Below are 15,627 nucleotides of genomic sequence, written 5' to 3' on the forward strand. Positions count from 1 at the left end.
ACCTGAACGATGACGAGCGAATTCCGCTCCTACCTGACCACACCGATCTATTACGTCAACGACAAGCCGCATATCGGCCATGCCTATACCTCGCTCGCGGCCGATGTGATGGCGCGTTGGCGGCGGATGTCGGGGCAGGCGGTCTTCTTCCTGACCGGCACCGACGAGCACGGCCAGAAGGTCGAGAAGGCCGCCGAGGCGCGGGGGATGCAGCCGCAGGCCTTCACCGACATGGTGAGCGAGGCCTTCCGCGAACTGGCCGCCCGCATGAACTACTCGAATGACGCCTTCATCCGCACCACGGAGGAGCGGCACAAGAGGGCCTGCGCCGCGCTCTGGACCCGGCTGCAGGAGAAGGGCGAGATCTACCTCGGCCATTACGAAGGCTGGTACGCGGTCCGTGACGAGGCCTTCTGCGGGCCCGACGAGATCACGGAGAAGGACGGGCAGAAGTTCGCTCCGACCGGCGCGCCGGTCGAATGGGTGAGGGAGCCTTCCTACTTCTTCCGGCTCTCGGCCTGGCAGGACAGGCTCCTCGCCTTCTACGAGGCGCATCCGGATTTCATCGCGCCTGGCACCCGGCGCAACGAGGTGATCAGCTTCGTCAGGAGCGGGCTCAGCGACCTCTCCATCTCCCGCACCTCCTTCAAATGGGGCGTCAAGGTGCCGGGCGACGATGCCCATGTGATGTATGTGTGGCTCGATGCCCTGACGAACTACATCACCGCCCTCGGCTATCCCGACGAGACCGGTGAGCTCTGGAAGTTCTGGCCGGCCGACGTGCATTTCGTCGGCAAGGATATCCTGCGCTTCCATGCCATCTACTGGCCGGCGTTCCTGATGGCCGCCGACCTGCCGCCGCCCCGCCGCATCTTCGCGCATGGCTGGTGGACCAATGAGGGGCAGAAGATCTCCAAGTCGGTCGGCAACGTCATCGATCCCCTGGCGCTGATCGACGAATTCGGGCTGGATCCGGTACGGTTCTTCCTGCTGCGCGAGGTACCCTTCGGCAATGACGGCGATTTCAGTCGCCGTGCGCTGATCGGACGCCTGAACAGCGAGTTGGCCAATGATCTGGGCAATCTGGCACAGCGCAGCCTGGCACTGATTCAGAAGAACTGCGAGGGCCGGCTGCCTGCTGCCGGGCCGGAGCTGCCGGCGGATGGCGAGGTGCTGGACGCCATCCGCGCCCTTCCGGGCCAGGTCGACGAGGCGCTGGGCCGCCAGGCCTTCCATGAGGCGCTGGAGCGCATCTGGGTGGTGACGCGGCTGGGCAACTCCTGGATCGACGCGCAGAAGCCGTGGTCGCTGAAGAAGACCGATCCGGCCCGCATGCTGTCCGTGCTGCGGCATCTGCACAGCCTGCTGCGCTGCCTCGCCACGGTGCTGCTGCCTTTCATGCCGGGGACCATGGCCCGCATGCTCGACCAGCTCGGCGTGCCCGAGAGCGAGCGCGGCCTCGCAGCGCTCGCCAGCCCCATGCCCGACGGGACGGCGCTGCCGCCGCCCAGCCCCCTGTTCCAGAAGATCCAGGACGAGGCGGCCTGATGCTGGTCGATAGCCACTGCCATCTCGACTACTTCAACGATGAGGAGATCCGGGACATCCTCGGCCGCGCCGCCGAGGCAGGTGTGGGAGAGATGGTCACCATTGGCGTGCGGATGAGCCAGGCCGCCGACGTTAAATCGATATCGGAACGATTCCCCGGGGTTTGGGCCACTGTCGGCGTGCATCCCCAGAATGTGGGGGAAAGCCCGCTGCCCGAGGTGGCGGAGATCGTTGCCGCCGCCGGGCATCCGCGCGTCGTCGGCATCGGCGAGAGCGGGCTGGACTACTTCTACGACAAGGCGCCGCGGGCGGTTCAGCAGGAGGGCTTCCGGCGGCATATCCGCGCCGCTCGCCAGACCGGCCTGCCGCTGGTCGTGCACGCGCGGGACGCGGACCAGGATATCGGGGACATCCTGCGGGAGGAGCGCGCCGACGGCGCCTTCTCCTTCGTGCTGCATTGCTTCAGCTCCGGCCGCGGGCTGGCGGAGGAGGCGATCGCCATGGGGGGATACGTGTCCTTCTCGGGCATGCTGACCTTCCCGAAGTCGCAGGAGATCCGCGACATCGCCCGGGACATGCCGAAGGACCGCATCCTGGTCGAAACGGACTCGCCCTATCTGGCACCGGTGCCGTTCCGGGGGAAGCGCAACGAACCGTCCTATGTCCGCCATACGGCGCGCGTCCTCGCCGGGCTGCACGACATGGACGAGGAGGCCATGGCCGCGCTGACCACCGCGAATTTCCGGCGCCTTTTCAGCAAGGCGGCCTAGGCCCTTGTCGTTGAAGGTCACTGTCCTGGGCTGCGGAGGCTCCGCCGGCGTGCCGCAGATCGGTGGCCCGGATGGGTTGGGCGACTGGGGGCACTGCGATCCTGGCGAGCCGCGCAACCGCCGCAAGCGATCCTCGATCCTGATCGAGGGCGTGGATGGCCGCCGCCTGCTGGTCGATGCCGGGCCCGATCTCCGGCAGCAACTGCTGGAGAATGGCATAGGGCGGCTGGACTGCCTCCTGGTGACGCATGGACATGCCGATCACATCATGGGGCTGGATGAGCTGCGGCCGATCAACCGGGTGCTGGGCGAAGCCCTGCCGCTGCTCGCGACGCCGGAGACGTTGGCGGAGCTTCAGGCCCGCTTCGAATATGTCTTCCGCCCGCCGACGCCGCCGATCTTCTTCCGGCCGGCGCTGACGCCGGTCGCCGTGGCGCCGGGGCGGACGGTCGAGGCGGCCGGGATGGCGGTCCGGCTTTTCCGGCAGGACCACAAGGTCATGGAGACGCTCGGCCTGCGGATTGGCGGCTTCGCTTACTCCACGGATGTCGTCGCCATGCCGGAGGAGAGCATGGCGATGCTGGGCGGTCTGGATACCTGGATCGTCGGCTGCTTCCAGCGGCGGCCGCACGCCGTGCATGCGCATCTGGACAAGGTGCTGGACTGGGTGGCCGCGCTGAAGCCGCGCCGCACGGTCCTGACCCATATGGGCACGGACATGGACTGGTCCTGGCTGCGTGCGAACTTGCCGGATGGAGTGGAAGCCGCGCATGACGGCATGCAGCTGACCATTCCTGCCGCCACCTAGATTTTACATAATCTTCCTTATGCGGCAATCAGAGGTACGACTTCCATGACCGATGCGGCGGCCCCTCTTCTTCGCCTGCTGGACATCATGCGGCGGCTGCGCGCGCCCGATGGCTGCCCCTGGGATCGGGAGCAGGACTTCGCCTCCATCGCGCCCTACACGATCGAGGAGGCCTATGAGGTCGCCGATGCCATAAGCCATGATGATCCGGCGGCGCTCCAGGATGAGCTGGGAGATCTGCTGTTCCAGGTCGTTTATCACGCCCAGATGGCACAGGAGGCCGGCAGCTTCGGCTTTGCCGATGTGGCGCGCGGCATCGGCGACAAGATGATCCGCCGCCACCCCCATGTCTTCGGTGAGGCGGCGACGCGCGACAGCGCGGAGCAGACCGTGGCCTGGGAAGCCCAGAAACAGCGTGAGCGGCAGGCGCGTGCCGAGACGGGAACCCTGGCGGGGCTGCCCTCCACCCTGCCCGCCCTGACACGCGCGGCCAAGCTGACGCGCCGCGCCGCGCGTGTCGGCTTCGACTGGCCGGATGCCGACTCGGTGTTCGATAAGCTGGAGGAGGAAGCCCGGGAGCTTCGCGCGGAATTGCCGGGCGCCTCGCGGGAGCGGCTCGCGGACGAGTTGGGCGATCTGCTTTTCGTCCTCGCCAATCTGGCCCGCAAGCTCGATCTCGACCCGGAGGCCTGCCTGCGCGGCGCGAACGCCAAGTTCGAACGGCGCTTCCAGGCCGTGGAAGGCAAGTTGGCCCGGCAGGGCCAATCGCCCGCCGACGTGTCCCTCGACGTCATGGAGGCGGCCTGGCAGGCGGTTAAGAAGGAGGAAGCCGCCGGCTGAACCGGCCGGCTTCCGCGAGCCCGCTACTCTCCCAGCAGGGCCTCGCGCGCCTCGTGCCAGCTTGCCTCGTCCGGCGCGGCGATCAAGCCCCCGTCGCGATGCTCGGCCCGGTAGGCGCTGCCATCGAAGCGGGCGCTGTAACCGCCGGCCTCGCGATGCAGGAGCCAGCCGGGCAGATGGTCCCACGGCATGAGGCGGTTGTAGACGACGATATGCGCGCCGCCGGAAGCAACCAGGCGATACTCATGCGCCGCGCAGCGAAACTGAACACCGCTGGCCAGGCGTGAGAGCCGCTGCGTGATCCGGCTGCGGTAGGGCTCGCTCATCCAGGTCCAGGAAACGGCGCCGGTCATCTGATGGACAGGCACCGGACGGGCCACCTTCAGATCAGCCCTGTGCCCATCCGGCGCCTCGATCCAGGCACCCTCCCCCCGCAGCGCGATGGCGGTGTCATCGCCCAGCGGATCGTGGATCCAGGCCGCCACCACCTCGCCGCGCCGGATGGCGGCCGCCATGCAGCCGAACAGGGGCACACCGGCGGCGAAGTTGGCGGTGCCATCGACCGGATCGACGACGAAGGCCAGATCGGCACCCAGCAGCCTGTCCAACAGGCTGGCATCGACCGCGCAGGCCTCCTCGCCCACGACGACGCAGCCAGGATAGCGGCGCTCCAGCTCGGCGGTGATCCGCCGCTCTGCGGCCTCATCGGCATCCGTCACGAGGTCGATCGGGCTCGACTTGCTGCGGACCTCCCCCGCCGCGAGGCGGCGGAACCGCGGCAGGATCTCGGCACGGGACGCATCGCGCAGAACCGTGGCGATCTCGGTGGCCTGGGCCTGGTCGAAAGGCATGGAATGCTGCTCCAGTTCAGATCCGCTCGAAGCGGGCACGATCAGCGGGGGAAAGCCGCACGGTCAGTCGGATGACGTCCTCGGCGTCCCGCCGGTCCAGCACCTCGCCATGCTCGTAGAGCCAGGCCAGACGCGCGCCGTCGGCGGGCGCCAGGCTGTACTCGGCCGTCTCCATGCCGGCCGCGAGTCGGCTGTCGAGCGCCGCCCGGAGGCTGTCGAGCCCCTCCCCGGTCAGCGCAGAGACGGCGACCGCCTGGGTGCCATCGTCGCCCGGCACCGCCTCGATGCCGCCGAGCAGATCCGCCTTGTTCAGCACCTCGATGGTGCGGGTCGGCCAGTTCTCGTCGAGGGCCGGATCAGGGCCGCTGGCCATCTCGGCAAGCACGCCGATGACATCGGCCCGCTGCGCCGTCGTGTCCGGATGCGCCACGTCCCGCACGTGCAGGATGATGTCGGCGGAGGCCACCTCCTCGAGCGTCGCCCGGAACGCCTCGATGAGCTGCGTCGGCAGATCGCTGATGAAACCCACCGTGTCGGACAGGATGACGGTCCGCCCGCTCGGCAGGCGGATGGCGCGCATCGTCGGATCGAGCGTCGCGAAGAGCTGGTCCTGGGCATAGACGCCCGCCCCGGTCAGGGCATTGAAAAGCGTCGACTTGCCCGCGTTGGTGTAGCCCACCAGAGCGACCACCGGGAATGGAACCCGCGTACGCGCCGCCCGGTGCAATCCCCGCGTCCGGCGAACCTGCTCAAGCTCACGCTTCAGCTTGACGATGCGTTCGCCGATCAGCCGCCGGTCGATCTCGATCTGGCTTTCGCCAGGACCGCCCAGGAAGCCGAAGCCGCCCCGCTGACGCTCCAGATGGGTCCAGGAGCGGACGAGGCGCGTGCGCTGATACTCGAGATGCGCCAGCTCGACCTGCAGGCTGCCCTCCCGTGTCCGGGCGCGCTCGCCGAAGATCTCCAAGATCAGCCCGGTCCGGTCGATGACCTTGCAGTCCCAGGCACGCTCGAGATTGCGCTGCTGCACCGGCGTCAGGGCGGCATCGACCACCACGACGCCGACCTTGTGCTCGGCGATGGCTTCCCGGGCTGCATCGACCTGCCCTTCCCCCAGCAGCGTGGAAGGACGGCGCGCGCGGAGCGGCAGCACGGCGCTGTGGACGATGGTCAGGCCGATCGACGCGGCCAGCCCGACGGCTTCCGCCAGCCGGGCTTCGGCCGCGCGGTGGGCGGCGCGGCTTTCGGGGAACTGGATGATGCCCTCGGCGCCAGCCTGGCGCGTCGAGCGTTCATGCGGCAGCAGGACGGCGGCAAGCATCGGCTTGTCGCCGCCCTGGCCAATGTCAGTCGGAGGAGCCGACAGGGTTAACCTCACGTTGCAGGGTCATGGTGCCTTCTCGCGGCGGCGTGGTCCCGCCTTGCGGCTGGGCCGCGCCGGCGGCCGAGGCATCGAACAGCATGATCGGCGCACCGGGCATGACGGTGCTGATGGCATGCTTATAGACCAGTTGGGTGTGCCCGTCCCGACGCAGCAGGACAGAAAAATTGTCGAACCAGGTGATGATGCCCTGCAGCTTCACGCCATTGACCAGGAAGATGGTCACCGGCGTCTTGCTCTTGCGGACATGGTTCAGGAAGACATCCTGAACATTCTGGGACTTCTCGGCGGCCATGGGCTCGGTCCTTCTTTTTCTTGGCGAGGCATGCGGGCACCTCTGCGGGGCCGCGCACGGAACGACGCCCCGGCAGGCAGGTTGCCTGCCGGTTCGCGGGCAAGATCAGGCAAGTGGGGGGGGTTTGGCAAGGCCGCGCAGATGGCGGGCCAGGATATGCCCATCCGCGAAGGCGGCGTCCGGGGCCAGCGCCGCCACGCCGCCATCATGCCCGGCATCTCCAATCAGGATGGCGGTGCAGCCCGCGGCACGCGCCGCCTCCATGTCCACGCCGGTATCGCCCACGAACCAGACCGCCGGACCCGGCGCGACGCCCAGCTGGCGCAGGGCCATGAAAATGGGCGCCGGATGAGGCTTGTCCGCTTCCGCGTCGCCGGCGCCGACCAGGGCGGCGAAGAACCCGCTCCAGCCGAGATGGCCCGCCTCGGCCCGCAGGATCGGCCCCTGCTTGTTGGACACGACGCCGAGCGGCCAGGGCCGCGCCGCCCGGAGCGCGGCCTCCGTGCCAGCCAGCGGCGTCACGAATTCGAGATGGCGGGCGCGCACCTCCGCGTAGAAGGCGTCACGGGCCCTTTCCCATTCGGCGCCGAAGATCGCCGGAAAGGCGTCACGCAGGGAGAGGCGGGCGCGGGCGCGCACCTCCTCCAGGCTCCACTCCGGCATGCCGAAGGCCCGCAGCGCCGCGTTCATTCCGGCCTGCACGCCTCTCCAGGCGTCGACCAGCGTGTTGTCCCAGTCCCACAGGATGGCGGCGGGTGGCGGAAGATGGGCGCTCAAGCGGCGTTCTTCAGGGCGCCCGTCACGTGACGGGAGAAGATGTCGAACAACCGCCGGGTCACCGGCCCCGGAGCGCCGTCGCCCACCGGCCGTCCGTCGATCCGCAGGATGGGCTTCACGAAGGAGGTGGCGGAGGTGATGAAGGCCTCCCGGGCCCGCGCCAGATCCTCCAGCGTGAACGGCGTCTCGTCATAGGAAATCGCCGCCTGGCGCAGCTCGGCCATCAATGCGCCGCGGGTGCAGCCCGGCAGGATATCGTGCGAGAGGGGGCGGGTCCGGATGCGGCCGGCCTCATCGACGATCCAGAAGGTGGTCGCCGCCCCTTCGGTCACGAGGCCGCTCTCCTCCTCGTAGAGGATGGCCTCGATGGCGCCCTGCTCGCGGGCCGCCTGGCGCGCCAGGACGTTCGGCAACAGGTTCAGGCTCTTGATATCGCGCCGCGCCCAGCGAAGATCGGGCAGGGTGATGGCGTCGCCGCCCCAGCCGTCGATGCTGCGCGGATAGGGCTTGATCCGCTTGACGGTCACCACCAGGGCCGGCGGGACCGGCTCGGCGGGGAACGGATGGTCGCGCCGGGCCACGCCCCTCGTCACCTGCATGTAGAGGAGACCCTCGGTCACCCGGTTCCTGCGCGCCACTTCCAGCAGGACATGGGACAGCGCCTGCCGGGACAACGGCATGGGGAGGCGGATCTCTCGCAGAGAGCGCTCGAGCCGGTCGAGGTGGCGGTCCTCGTCGACGAAGCCCCCGCCATAGAGGTGCACGACCTCGTAGATACCGTCCCCGAACTGGTAGCCGCGATCCTCGACGTTCACGCTGGCATGGCGCTGCGGGACATAGCGGCCATTGACATAGGCGATACGGGACATGCCCAAGGCTCTTCCTGATGATGGAGCGAGATGAACGGCATGGCCATGGCCGGGTGGAGGGTCAGACCTGCGGCGCCCGGTCCTCGGCCTGAACCCCCAGGAACTTCAGCTTGCGGTGCAGAGCGCTGCGCTCCATGCCGACAAAATTGGCCGTGCGGCTGATATTGCCGCCGAAGCGGAGCAGCTGCGCCTCCAGATACTGCTTCTCGAACAATTCCCTCGCCTCGCGCAGCGGCAGCGTCATGATCTCGCTCGAACGGTCGAGCTTCAGCGCCGCCGGGGCCGCGGAGCCCACCTCGGGCGGCAGCATCTCGGGCCGGATCGGCTCTCCCGGCCCGCCCGGCGCCATGATCAGCAGCCAGTCGACGAGGTTGCGAAGCTGGCGGACATTCCCCGGCCAGTCATAGGCCTGCATGGTGGCCAGCACATCCTCGGACAACTCGCGCGCGGGAACGCCCGAGGTTTCGGCGGAGCGGGCCATGAAATGGCGGGCCAGGATCGGCACATCCTCCCGGCGCTCCCGCAGGGCCGGGACGCGCAGCGGAACCACGGCCAGGCGGTAGAAGAGGTCCTCGCGGAAGCGGCCGGCCGCGATCTCGGCCGAGAGATCGCGATTGGTCGTGGTCAGGACCCGGACATCGACCTTCACCCGGGTCGCGCCGCCCACCCGCTCGAAACCCTGCTCCTGCAAGGCGCGGACGATCTTGCCCTGGGTCTCCAGGGGCATGTCGGCCACCTCGTCCAGCAGCAGCGTCCCGCCATGCGCCCGTTCCAGAACGCCCGCGCGGCGCGGCGAGGCCTGGGCGTCCGCGCCGGCCTCGACGCCGAAAAGCTCCTCCTCGAACCGCGCCGGGTTGAGGGTGGCACAGTTGAGCGCGACGAAGGGCTCGGAGTTCCGGCGCGATCGCGCATGGATCATCCGTGCCGCGATCTCCTTGCCGGCCCCGGCCGGCCCCGAGATCAGGACCCGGCTCCCCGTGGGCGCCACGCGCTCGATGGCGGCCCGCAGCTGGACAACCTGGGAGGAAGCGCCGAGCAGTTCGGTCTCCACCCCGGCGCGCAGCTTGAGCTCGCTGACCTCGCGCTTCAACCGCGCCGCTTCCAGGGCGCGCTCGACGATCAGGATGAGGCGGTCCGACTTGAACGGCTTCTCGATGAAGTCATAGGCGCCCTGCTGGATCGCCTGCACGGCCGTCTCGATGGTCCCATGGCCGGAGATCATCACCACCGGCACCTGGGGCTCCTCCCTCTGCATGGCCTCCAGGATACCGAGGCCGTCGAGGCGGGAGTTCTGCAGCCAGATGTCCAGAATGACGAGATTGGGCCGCCGGGCGCGGAACGCCGCCAGGGCAGTGTCGGAATTCTGTGCGGCGCGGGTCTCGTAGCCTTCGTCCGAGAGGATGCCCTCGATCAGCGCGCGAATGTCCGGTTCGTCATCGACGATCAGGATGTCATGCGCCATGTCGTTGCATCTCCGTGCTTCTCCCCCCGGTGTCCGCGGCGGCGGTCACGTGGCCGCGCAGCGGCAGCATCAGCGCCGCGCGGGTTCCGGACGCGCCGCCCTCCCCTGTTGCCGCCCGCTCGGTCAGCACCAGCCTACCGCCGTGGTCCTCCATGATCTTCTTGACAATGGCAAGACCAAGGCCGGTCCCTTTCGGCTTGTGGGTCACATACGGTTCTGTGAGCCGCTCCCGTTCCTCGCCTTGCGGCAGGCCTACTCCATTGTCCTCCACCGCCAGGGTGACCCAGTCCTCGCCCGGCTCGACCGAGAGCCGGATGTACCCCGGCGAAGCCGTCCCGCCCTCGGCCTCCTCGGCCTGGCGGCGCATGACCACCGCGTCCGCCGCATTGGCCAGGAGGTTGGTGAGGGCCTGGCCAATAAGCCTGCGGTCGCAGGGCACGCGCGGCGCCTGGGCCGGGATGTCCGTCCGATAGGCGATGTCCGGATGCGCGTTCTGCTGCAGGATCAGCGCCTCGCGCGCCACCTGATCCATGGGCTCGGGGCGGATCACGGGTTGCGGCATACGGGCGAAGGCGGAGAACTCGTCCACCATGCGCCCGATGTCGCCGACCTGCCGGACGATGGTGTCGGTGCAGGCCGTGAAGGTTTCCGGATCGGACTGGATCTCCTTCAGATAGCGACGCTTGAGCCGTTCGGCGGAAAGCTGGATGGGCGTCAGCGGATTCTTGATCTCATGGGCGATCCGGCGCGCGACATCGGCCCAGGCCGCCTTGCGCTGTGCCGAGAGAAGCTCGGAGATGTCGTCGAAGGTCAGCACGAAGCCCACGACCTGGCCGCGCTGGGTCTCCGCCCCGATCCGGGCCAGCAGCGTGCGGCGGTCGCTATGCGGCCCGATGCGGATCTCGCTGGTCCGCGTGCGGTCCGGCGTGGTCAGCGCGGGTTCCAGGAAGCTCGCGAATTCCGGGACGACGTCGGAAAGGCGGCGCCCCAGCTCGGCGTCCAGATCGATGCCAAGCAGTTCGCTGGCACGTCGGTTCGGCAGGTTCACGCGGCCTTCGGAATCGAGGCCGACCACGCCCGCCGAGACACCGGACAGAACGGTTTCGGTGAAGCGCCGCCGCTCGTCGATCTGTCGATAGGCTTCGAGCAGCTCGCTGCGCTGCGCGGCAAGCTGATTGGTCATGCGATTGAAGGCACGGGAGAGCGTGCCGACCTCGTCATCCCCCTCGCCCTCCGTGACGCGAACCCCGAGGTCGCCGCCCCGGACCCTGTCGGCCGCGACGATCAGCCGGGACAGCGGCCGCGCGATCTGATTGGCGATCACCAGGCCGATGAGCACGGCCGCCATCAGGACCAGCAGCGCGGCGATGGCGAAGATCATCACGAAGGTGATCTGCAGGCCCGACCGGTTCCGGTCGAGCTGGTCGTACTGCTGGAAGGCAAGCTCGGTCCGCTGCATGTGCTCGATCACGCCGGGATCGACGGGACGGCCGATCAGCAGCATCAGCCCGGGGCCGATATCGAGCTCCACCAGCGCCCGGACCCGCCCTTCCTCGGATTCGCCCGGCAGTACCGCCACCTCGCCGCTGCGGGCGAGTTCCATGGCCCAGGCCGGCAGCGGATCGAGCACCAGGCTCGTGGTCAGCCCGGCATGGGAGATGACCCGGTTGAGGGTGGGCTCGAAGACCACCGAATCCGTCAGCCCACGCAGTGCCGTGTGGGTCGCCAGGATCTGCGCGAAGGCATACTGGTTCTCATCCAGCAGCCGGCCGGCGCGGTTCAGGTCCGCGGCCATGGCCAGGGCATCGGCGCGGATCGTGTTGCGATGCTCGTCCAGATAGGCGCGGGAGGCGACGAGGCTGGCCTCCAGCGTGCTGCGGACGCGATCGCTGAACCAGTTCTGGATGCCGAGGTTGAAGAACACCGCGGCGAAGATGGCGACCAGCAGGGCCGGCACGACGGCCACGACGCTGAACAGCATCACCAGCCGCACATGCAGGCGCGAGCCGGCCGAGCCGCGCCGGCGTTCGGCCCAGACCCGGACCAGCCGGACGATCAGCGAGACGGCCAGGAGCAGCAGGAAGACGGCATTGACCAGCACCATGGCCACGATCTGGCCCGGGCTGGTCGGTCCGAAGGGGCTGCCGCCCGACAGCAGGGTGAAGGTGCCGATGCCGAGGAGCAGGGCACCCACCGCCAGACACAGGGTGATGCCCCGCCCGAGAAGCAGATCGACCAGGCGACGCCCGAGGGAGGGTGGCTCGGCGCCTGGCGAGACGCTGCCCTGCATCACGACAGGCCGCGCACCACCGGCAGGTCGAGTTCGCGGATCTTCTTCCGCAGCGTGTTCCTGTTCAGGCCCAGCATGGCCGCCGCCTTGATCTGATTGCCGCGCGTCGCCGCCAGCGCCAGCCGCAGCAGCGGGCGCTCCACCTCGGCCAGGACACGCTCGTAAAGGTCGCGCACCGGCAGGCCATCCTTCTGCGCCGCGACGAAGCTGGACAGATGCCGCTCGACCGCCTGCTCCAGCGTCTCCGGCGAGCGCGCCTCCGGCGAGGCGATGGGCTCGGCCTCGAGAAGCTCGGCGTTCACCGCGTCGGCGCCGATAATCTCCTGCGGATACAGGGCCGCCAGACGGCGCATCAGATTCTCCAGCTCGCGCGCATTGCCGGGCCAGGAGTGCTGTCGCAGCCGGTCGAGGGCATCGGGGTCCAGCTGCTTGCCGGGAAGCCCGGAGGCCTTCGCGCGATCGAGGAAATGCCGCGCCAGAAGCGGAATGTCCTCGATGCGCTCGCGCAGCGGCGGCAGGCGGATGGGCACGACGTTCAGGCGGTAGAACAGATCCTCGCGGAAGAGGCCCTGACGGATCGCCTGCCGGAGGTCGCGATGGGTGGCCGCGACGATCCGCACATTCGCCTTGATCGGATTGCGGCCGCCGACGGTGGTGAACTCGCCTTCCTGCAGCACGCGCAGCAGGCGGGTCTGCGCCTCGGGTGGCATGTCGCCGATCTCGTCCAGGAACAGCGTGCCGCCGGCCGCCTGCTCGAAACGGCCGACGCCGCGCGCCAGCGCGCCGGTGAACGCGCCCCGCTCGTGGCCGAACAATTCGCTCTCGATCAGCTCCCGCGGGATAGCCGCCATGTTGATCGCGACGAAGGGACCGGTGCGGCGGCGGCCGTAATCGTGCAGGGCGCGCGCGACCAGCTCCTTGCCGGTGCCGCTCTCGCCGGTGATCATCACCGTGAGATCCGTCGTCGTCAGGCGCGCGACCGTGCGGTAGATTTCCTGCATGGCCGGCGAGCGGCCGATCAGGGGCAGCCGCTCGCCGGTGTCCTCCTCGTCCTCCGCGACCACGGCCGCGGGCGCCGTCAGGGCGCGGGCGACGACCGCGAGCAGTTCCTTCAGGTCGAATGGCTTCGGCAGGTACTCGAAGGCGCCGCGTTGCGCGGCTTTCAGGGCCGTCATGAAGGTGGACTGGGCCGACATCACCACGACGCGCAGGTCCGGCCTGACGCGCTTGATCCGCGGAACCAGGTCGAGCCCGTTCTCGTCGGGCATCACGACGTCGGTGATCACCAGGTCGCCGCCGCCCTCCTCCACCCAGCGCCACAGCGTCGAGGCCGATGAGGTCGCACGCACCGTGTAGCCGGCACGGCCGAGCGCCTGGGAGAGCACGGTGCGGATGGCGCGGTCGTCATCGGCCACCAGGATGGTGCGGGTATCGGTCATGCGTCCTGGGTCTTGCGGGAAGAGGTGGGCTCGTTCTGCGCCACGGGAAGCGAGAGACGGAAGGTGGTGCGGCCGGGGCGGCTCTCGCATTCGATCAGGCCGCTCTGGTCGGCGACGAGCTTGGCCACGAGCGCCAGCCCCAGCCCCTGCCCGCCGCGCTTGGTGGTGACGAAGGGCTCCCAGAGGGTGGATGCCACTTCCTCGGGTATGCCGGACCCGTTGTCGCGGACGCAGACCTGGATCGGCACGTGCACCCGTTCGCGCGAGCCGGGGATGGCGATGCGAACGCCGTGATGATAGGCCGTGGACAGGTGGATCTCGCCAAACCTGGGATCGACCGCCTCGGCGGCGTTCTTGACGAGATTCAGCAGGATCTGCACCAGGAAGTCGCGATTGCCCAGGACCGGCGGCAGGGAGGGATCATAATCCTCCACGATCCGCAGGTGACTGGCGAAGCCCCGCCCCGCGATGCGGCGAACATGGTCCAGAACCTCGTGGATGTTCAGGGGGGCCCGTTCGATGGGCCGCTCGGAGAACATCTCCATGCGCTCGACAAGGTTGCGGATCCGATCGGCCTCATCCTGGATCAGGGTGCAGAGTTCCCGGTCCGCCTCGGTCGCCGACTGCTCCAGGAGTTGTGCGGCGCCCCGGATGCCGGAGAGCGGATTCTTCACCTCGTGCGCCAGCATCGCGGCCATGGCGGAGGCGCCACGCGCCGCGCCGCGGAAGTTCAACTGCCGGTCCAGTCTCTGCGCCTTGCTGCCGTCCTGCAGCGAGAGCACCACCGATCCCGCCATTTCCGGCAGCGGCGCGCCATGAGCCGCCACGCCCCGCCGATGCAGGCGCGGGCTGTCCAGCGTCAGGTCGTGATCCGAGACCGGAGCATCCAGCGCGCGAACCTGCGCGACAAGCGCGAGAAGGCGGCTGTCCTGCGGGATCAGGTCGCCCAGGGCAAGCTGGCGCAGGCTGCCCAGCGAGAGCTGGAAGAACTGCTCGGCCGCCGGATTGGCGAAGCAGAAACGATCCGCCGCATCGAGCACGATGATCGGAATGGGCACGGCGGAGAGCAAGGCGGTGGTATCCGGCAGGGGCGGTGCGCTGGCGGCGCTGGGCGCGCGCCGGGGCAGGAGGGTGCGGTTCATGCCGCCATCGCGTCCGCGTCCTGGTCCCGGAAGGCCTCCCGCACCGCTTCGACGCCCTGCTCGATCAGGGGCTCGTAGAAGGCGCGCAGGAGGCTCTCCGCGGCTTCAGGCGTCTCCGCCCGGTTCACCCGCACGCGGAACTCGGCCGAGCCCGGCAGCCCCTTGGAGTACCAGGCGAGATGCTTCCGGGCCAGGCGGACGCCGGGCTGCGTGCCGTGATGCTCGAGCATGCTGCGGTAGTGACGCAGCAGGATCTCGAACTGCGCGCGCAGGTCCGGCTCTGGCAGGCGCTCCCCGGTGGTGAGGTAGGCGGCGACCTGCGGCAGCAACCAGGGGCGGCCGTAGCAGCCACGGCCGATCATCACCCCGTCGGCCCCGGACTGCCTCAGCGCCTCGGCCGCGTCCTCGGGCGTCAGGATGTCGCCATTGACAATGACGGGAAGGCCGACGGCCTCCTTGACCTGCGCGACAAAGGCCCAGTCGGCGGTGCCGGTGTAGAACATCTGCCGTGTGCGGCCATGGACCGTCACCATCCGGATGCCGCACTCCTCGGCGATCCGCGCCAGTCGCGGCGCGTTGAGGCTGCTGTGATCCCAGCCCATGCGCATCTTGAGCGTCACCGGCACCGAGACGGCGCGGACCACCCCTTCCAGGATGCGCGCGGCGTGGATCTCGTCCCGCATCAGCGCGCTGCCCGCCTGCTGGCCCAGCGCCACCTTCTTCACCGGGCAGCCGAAATTGATATCGATGATGGCGGCGCCACGATCCGCGGCGAGGCGCGCCGCCTCCCCCATCACCACCGGGTCGCAGCCGGCGAGCTGCACGCTGGCGGGCCCACCGAAGCCGTCCACCTCGGCCATCTTCAGGGTCTGGCGGTTCTCACGCACCATGGCCTGGCTGGCGATCATCTCGCTGACCACCATCGGTGCCTGCAACTCGCGGCAGAGTCTGCGGAAAGGCAGATCGGTGACGCCAGACATCGGAGCCAGGATCACCGGGGCGTCGATCTGGATCGGCCCAACGGTGATCGGCCGCAGCAGGGGCACGGCGGTGGAGGGCTGGGGAACGATGCTCATGATTTGAGCAATCTAAACGTCGAGCGGGCATCCGTCCATGCACTACCGCACAGTTGCAGGGCAACGTCGCGCCGGTCGC

The 15,627-nt window shown here is 68.9% G+C and carries 14 protein-coding genes; 4 read left to right on the forward strand and 10 right to left on the reverse strand.

Translation table 11 applies throughout. The features are described 5' to 3' along the window. Window positions 1-9 precede the first annotated feature (9 nt). From metG to mazG, 4 genes are read left to right on the forward strand one after another with little or no spacing between them, the layout of a single operon-like run. Window positions 10-1,548: a methionine--tRNA ligase gene (gene metG / locus ACVMLK_RS01405; RefSeq protein WP_457485394.1), complete on the forward strand. Its 1,539-nt coding sequence runs from the start codon at window positions 10-12 to the stop codon at window positions 1,546-1,548. Then, a complete protein-coding gene (locus ACVMLK_RS01410) occupies window positions 1,548-2,318 on the forward strand; it encodes a TatD family hydrolase (RefSeq protein WP_457485395.1) in 771 nt (256 codons plus the stop codon). The genes metG and ACVMLK_RS01410 overlap by 1 nt, the downstream gene beginning before the upstream one ends. Before the next feature lie 49 nt (window positions 2,319-2,367). Then, window positions 2,368-3,126, forward strand: coding sequence for an MBL fold metallo-hydrolase (locus ACVMLK_RS01415; RefSeq protein ID WP_457485396.1), 759 nt, complete (start codon window positions 2,368-2,370; stop codon window positions 3,124-3,126). A gap of 45 nt (window positions 3,127-3,171) precedes the next feature. Beyond that, the gene (gene mazG, locus ACVMLK_RS01420) at window positions 3,172-3,966 is read left to right on the forward strand and encodes a nucleoside triphosphate pyrophosphohydrolase (RefSeq protein WP_457485397.1); all 795 of its coding nucleotides are present in this window, start codon (window positions 3,172-3,174) and stop codon (window positions 3,964-3,966) included. Between the two features lie 23 nt (window positions 3,967-3,989). Here the strand turns inward: mazG and ACVMLK_RS01425 are convergent, their stop codons facing one another. From ACVMLK_RS01425 to dusB, 10 genes are all read right to left on the reverse strand, one after another. Next, window positions 3,990-4,817, reverse strand: a complete 828-nt coding sequence (locus ACVMLK_RS01425; protein ID WP_198364944.1) for an inositol monophosphatase family protein — start codon at window positions 4,815-4,817, stop codon at window positions 3,990-3,992. Window positions 4,818-4,833: 16 nt separating this feature from the next. Continuing rightward, complete coding sequence (gene hflX / locus ACVMLK_RS01430) at window positions 4,834-6,138, reverse strand: GTPase HflX (RefSeq protein ID WP_198364945.1); 1,305 nt, start codon at window positions 6,136-6,138, stop codon at window positions 4,834-4,836. Between the two features lie 25 nt (window positions 6,139-6,163). Further along, window positions 6,164-6,493, reverse strand: a complete 330-nt coding sequence (gene hfq, locus ACVMLK_RS01435; protein ID WP_198364946.1) for an RNA chaperone Hfq — start codon at window positions 6,491-6,493, stop codon at window positions 6,164-6,166. 105 nt (window positions 6,494-6,598) lie between these two features. Then, a complete protein-coding gene (locus tag ACVMLK_RS01440) occupies window positions 6,599-7,270 on the reverse strand; it encodes an HAD family hydrolase (protein WP_198364947.1) in 672 nt (223 codons plus the stop codon). Beyond that, a complete protein-coding gene (locus ACVMLK_RS01445; RefSeq protein ID WP_457485398.1) occupies window positions 7,267-8,139 on the reverse strand; it encodes a D-amino-acid transaminase in 873 nt (290 codons plus the stop codon). The genes ACVMLK_RS01440 and ACVMLK_RS01445 overlap by 4 nt, the downstream gene beginning before the upstream one ends. Window positions 8,140-8,200: 61 nt before the next feature. After that, complete coding sequence (gene ntrX, locus ACVMLK_RS01450; RefSeq protein ID WP_198364949.1) at window positions 8,201-9,601, reverse strand: nitrogen assimilation response regulator NtrX; 1,401 nt, start codon at window positions 9,599-9,601, stop codon at window positions 8,201-8,203. Beyond that, window positions 9,591-11,891 carry an ATP-binding protein gene (locus ACVMLK_RS01455; RefSeq protein WP_457485418.1) on the reverse strand — a complete coding sequence of 767 codons (2,301 nt, stop codon included), beginning with the start codon at window positions 11,889-11,891 and terminating at the stop codon, window positions 9,591-9,593. The genes ntrX and ACVMLK_RS01455 overlap by 11 nt, the downstream gene beginning before the upstream one ends. Further along, window positions 11,891-13,330, reverse strand: coding sequence for a nitrogen regulation protein NR(I) (gene ntrC / locus ACVMLK_RS01460; RefSeq protein ID WP_457485399.1), 1,440 nt, complete (start codon window positions 13,328-13,330; stop codon window positions 11,891-11,893). Before ntrC ends, ACVMLK_RS01455 begins: the two co-directional genes overlap by 1 nt. Further along, complete coding sequence (locus tag ACVMLK_RS01465) at window positions 13,327-14,472, reverse strand: two-component system sensor histidine kinase NtrB (RefSeq protein ID WP_198364952.1); 1,146 nt, start codon at window positions 14,470-14,472, stop codon at window positions 13,327-13,329. The genes ntrC and ACVMLK_RS01465 overlap by 4 nt, the downstream gene beginning before the upstream one ends. Continuing rightward, window positions 14,469-15,548: a tRNA dihydrouridine synthase DusB gene (dusB, locus tag ACVMLK_RS01470; RefSeq protein ID WP_422924090.1), complete on the reverse strand. Its 1,080-nt coding sequence runs from the start codon at window positions 15,546-15,548 to the stop codon at window positions 14,469-14,471. The genes ACVMLK_RS01465 and dusB overlap by 4 nt, the downstream gene beginning before the upstream one ends. Window positions 15,549-15,627: the final 79 nt, after the last annotated feature.

It is taken from the genome of Teichococcus aerofrigidensis (assembly GCF_054073225.1).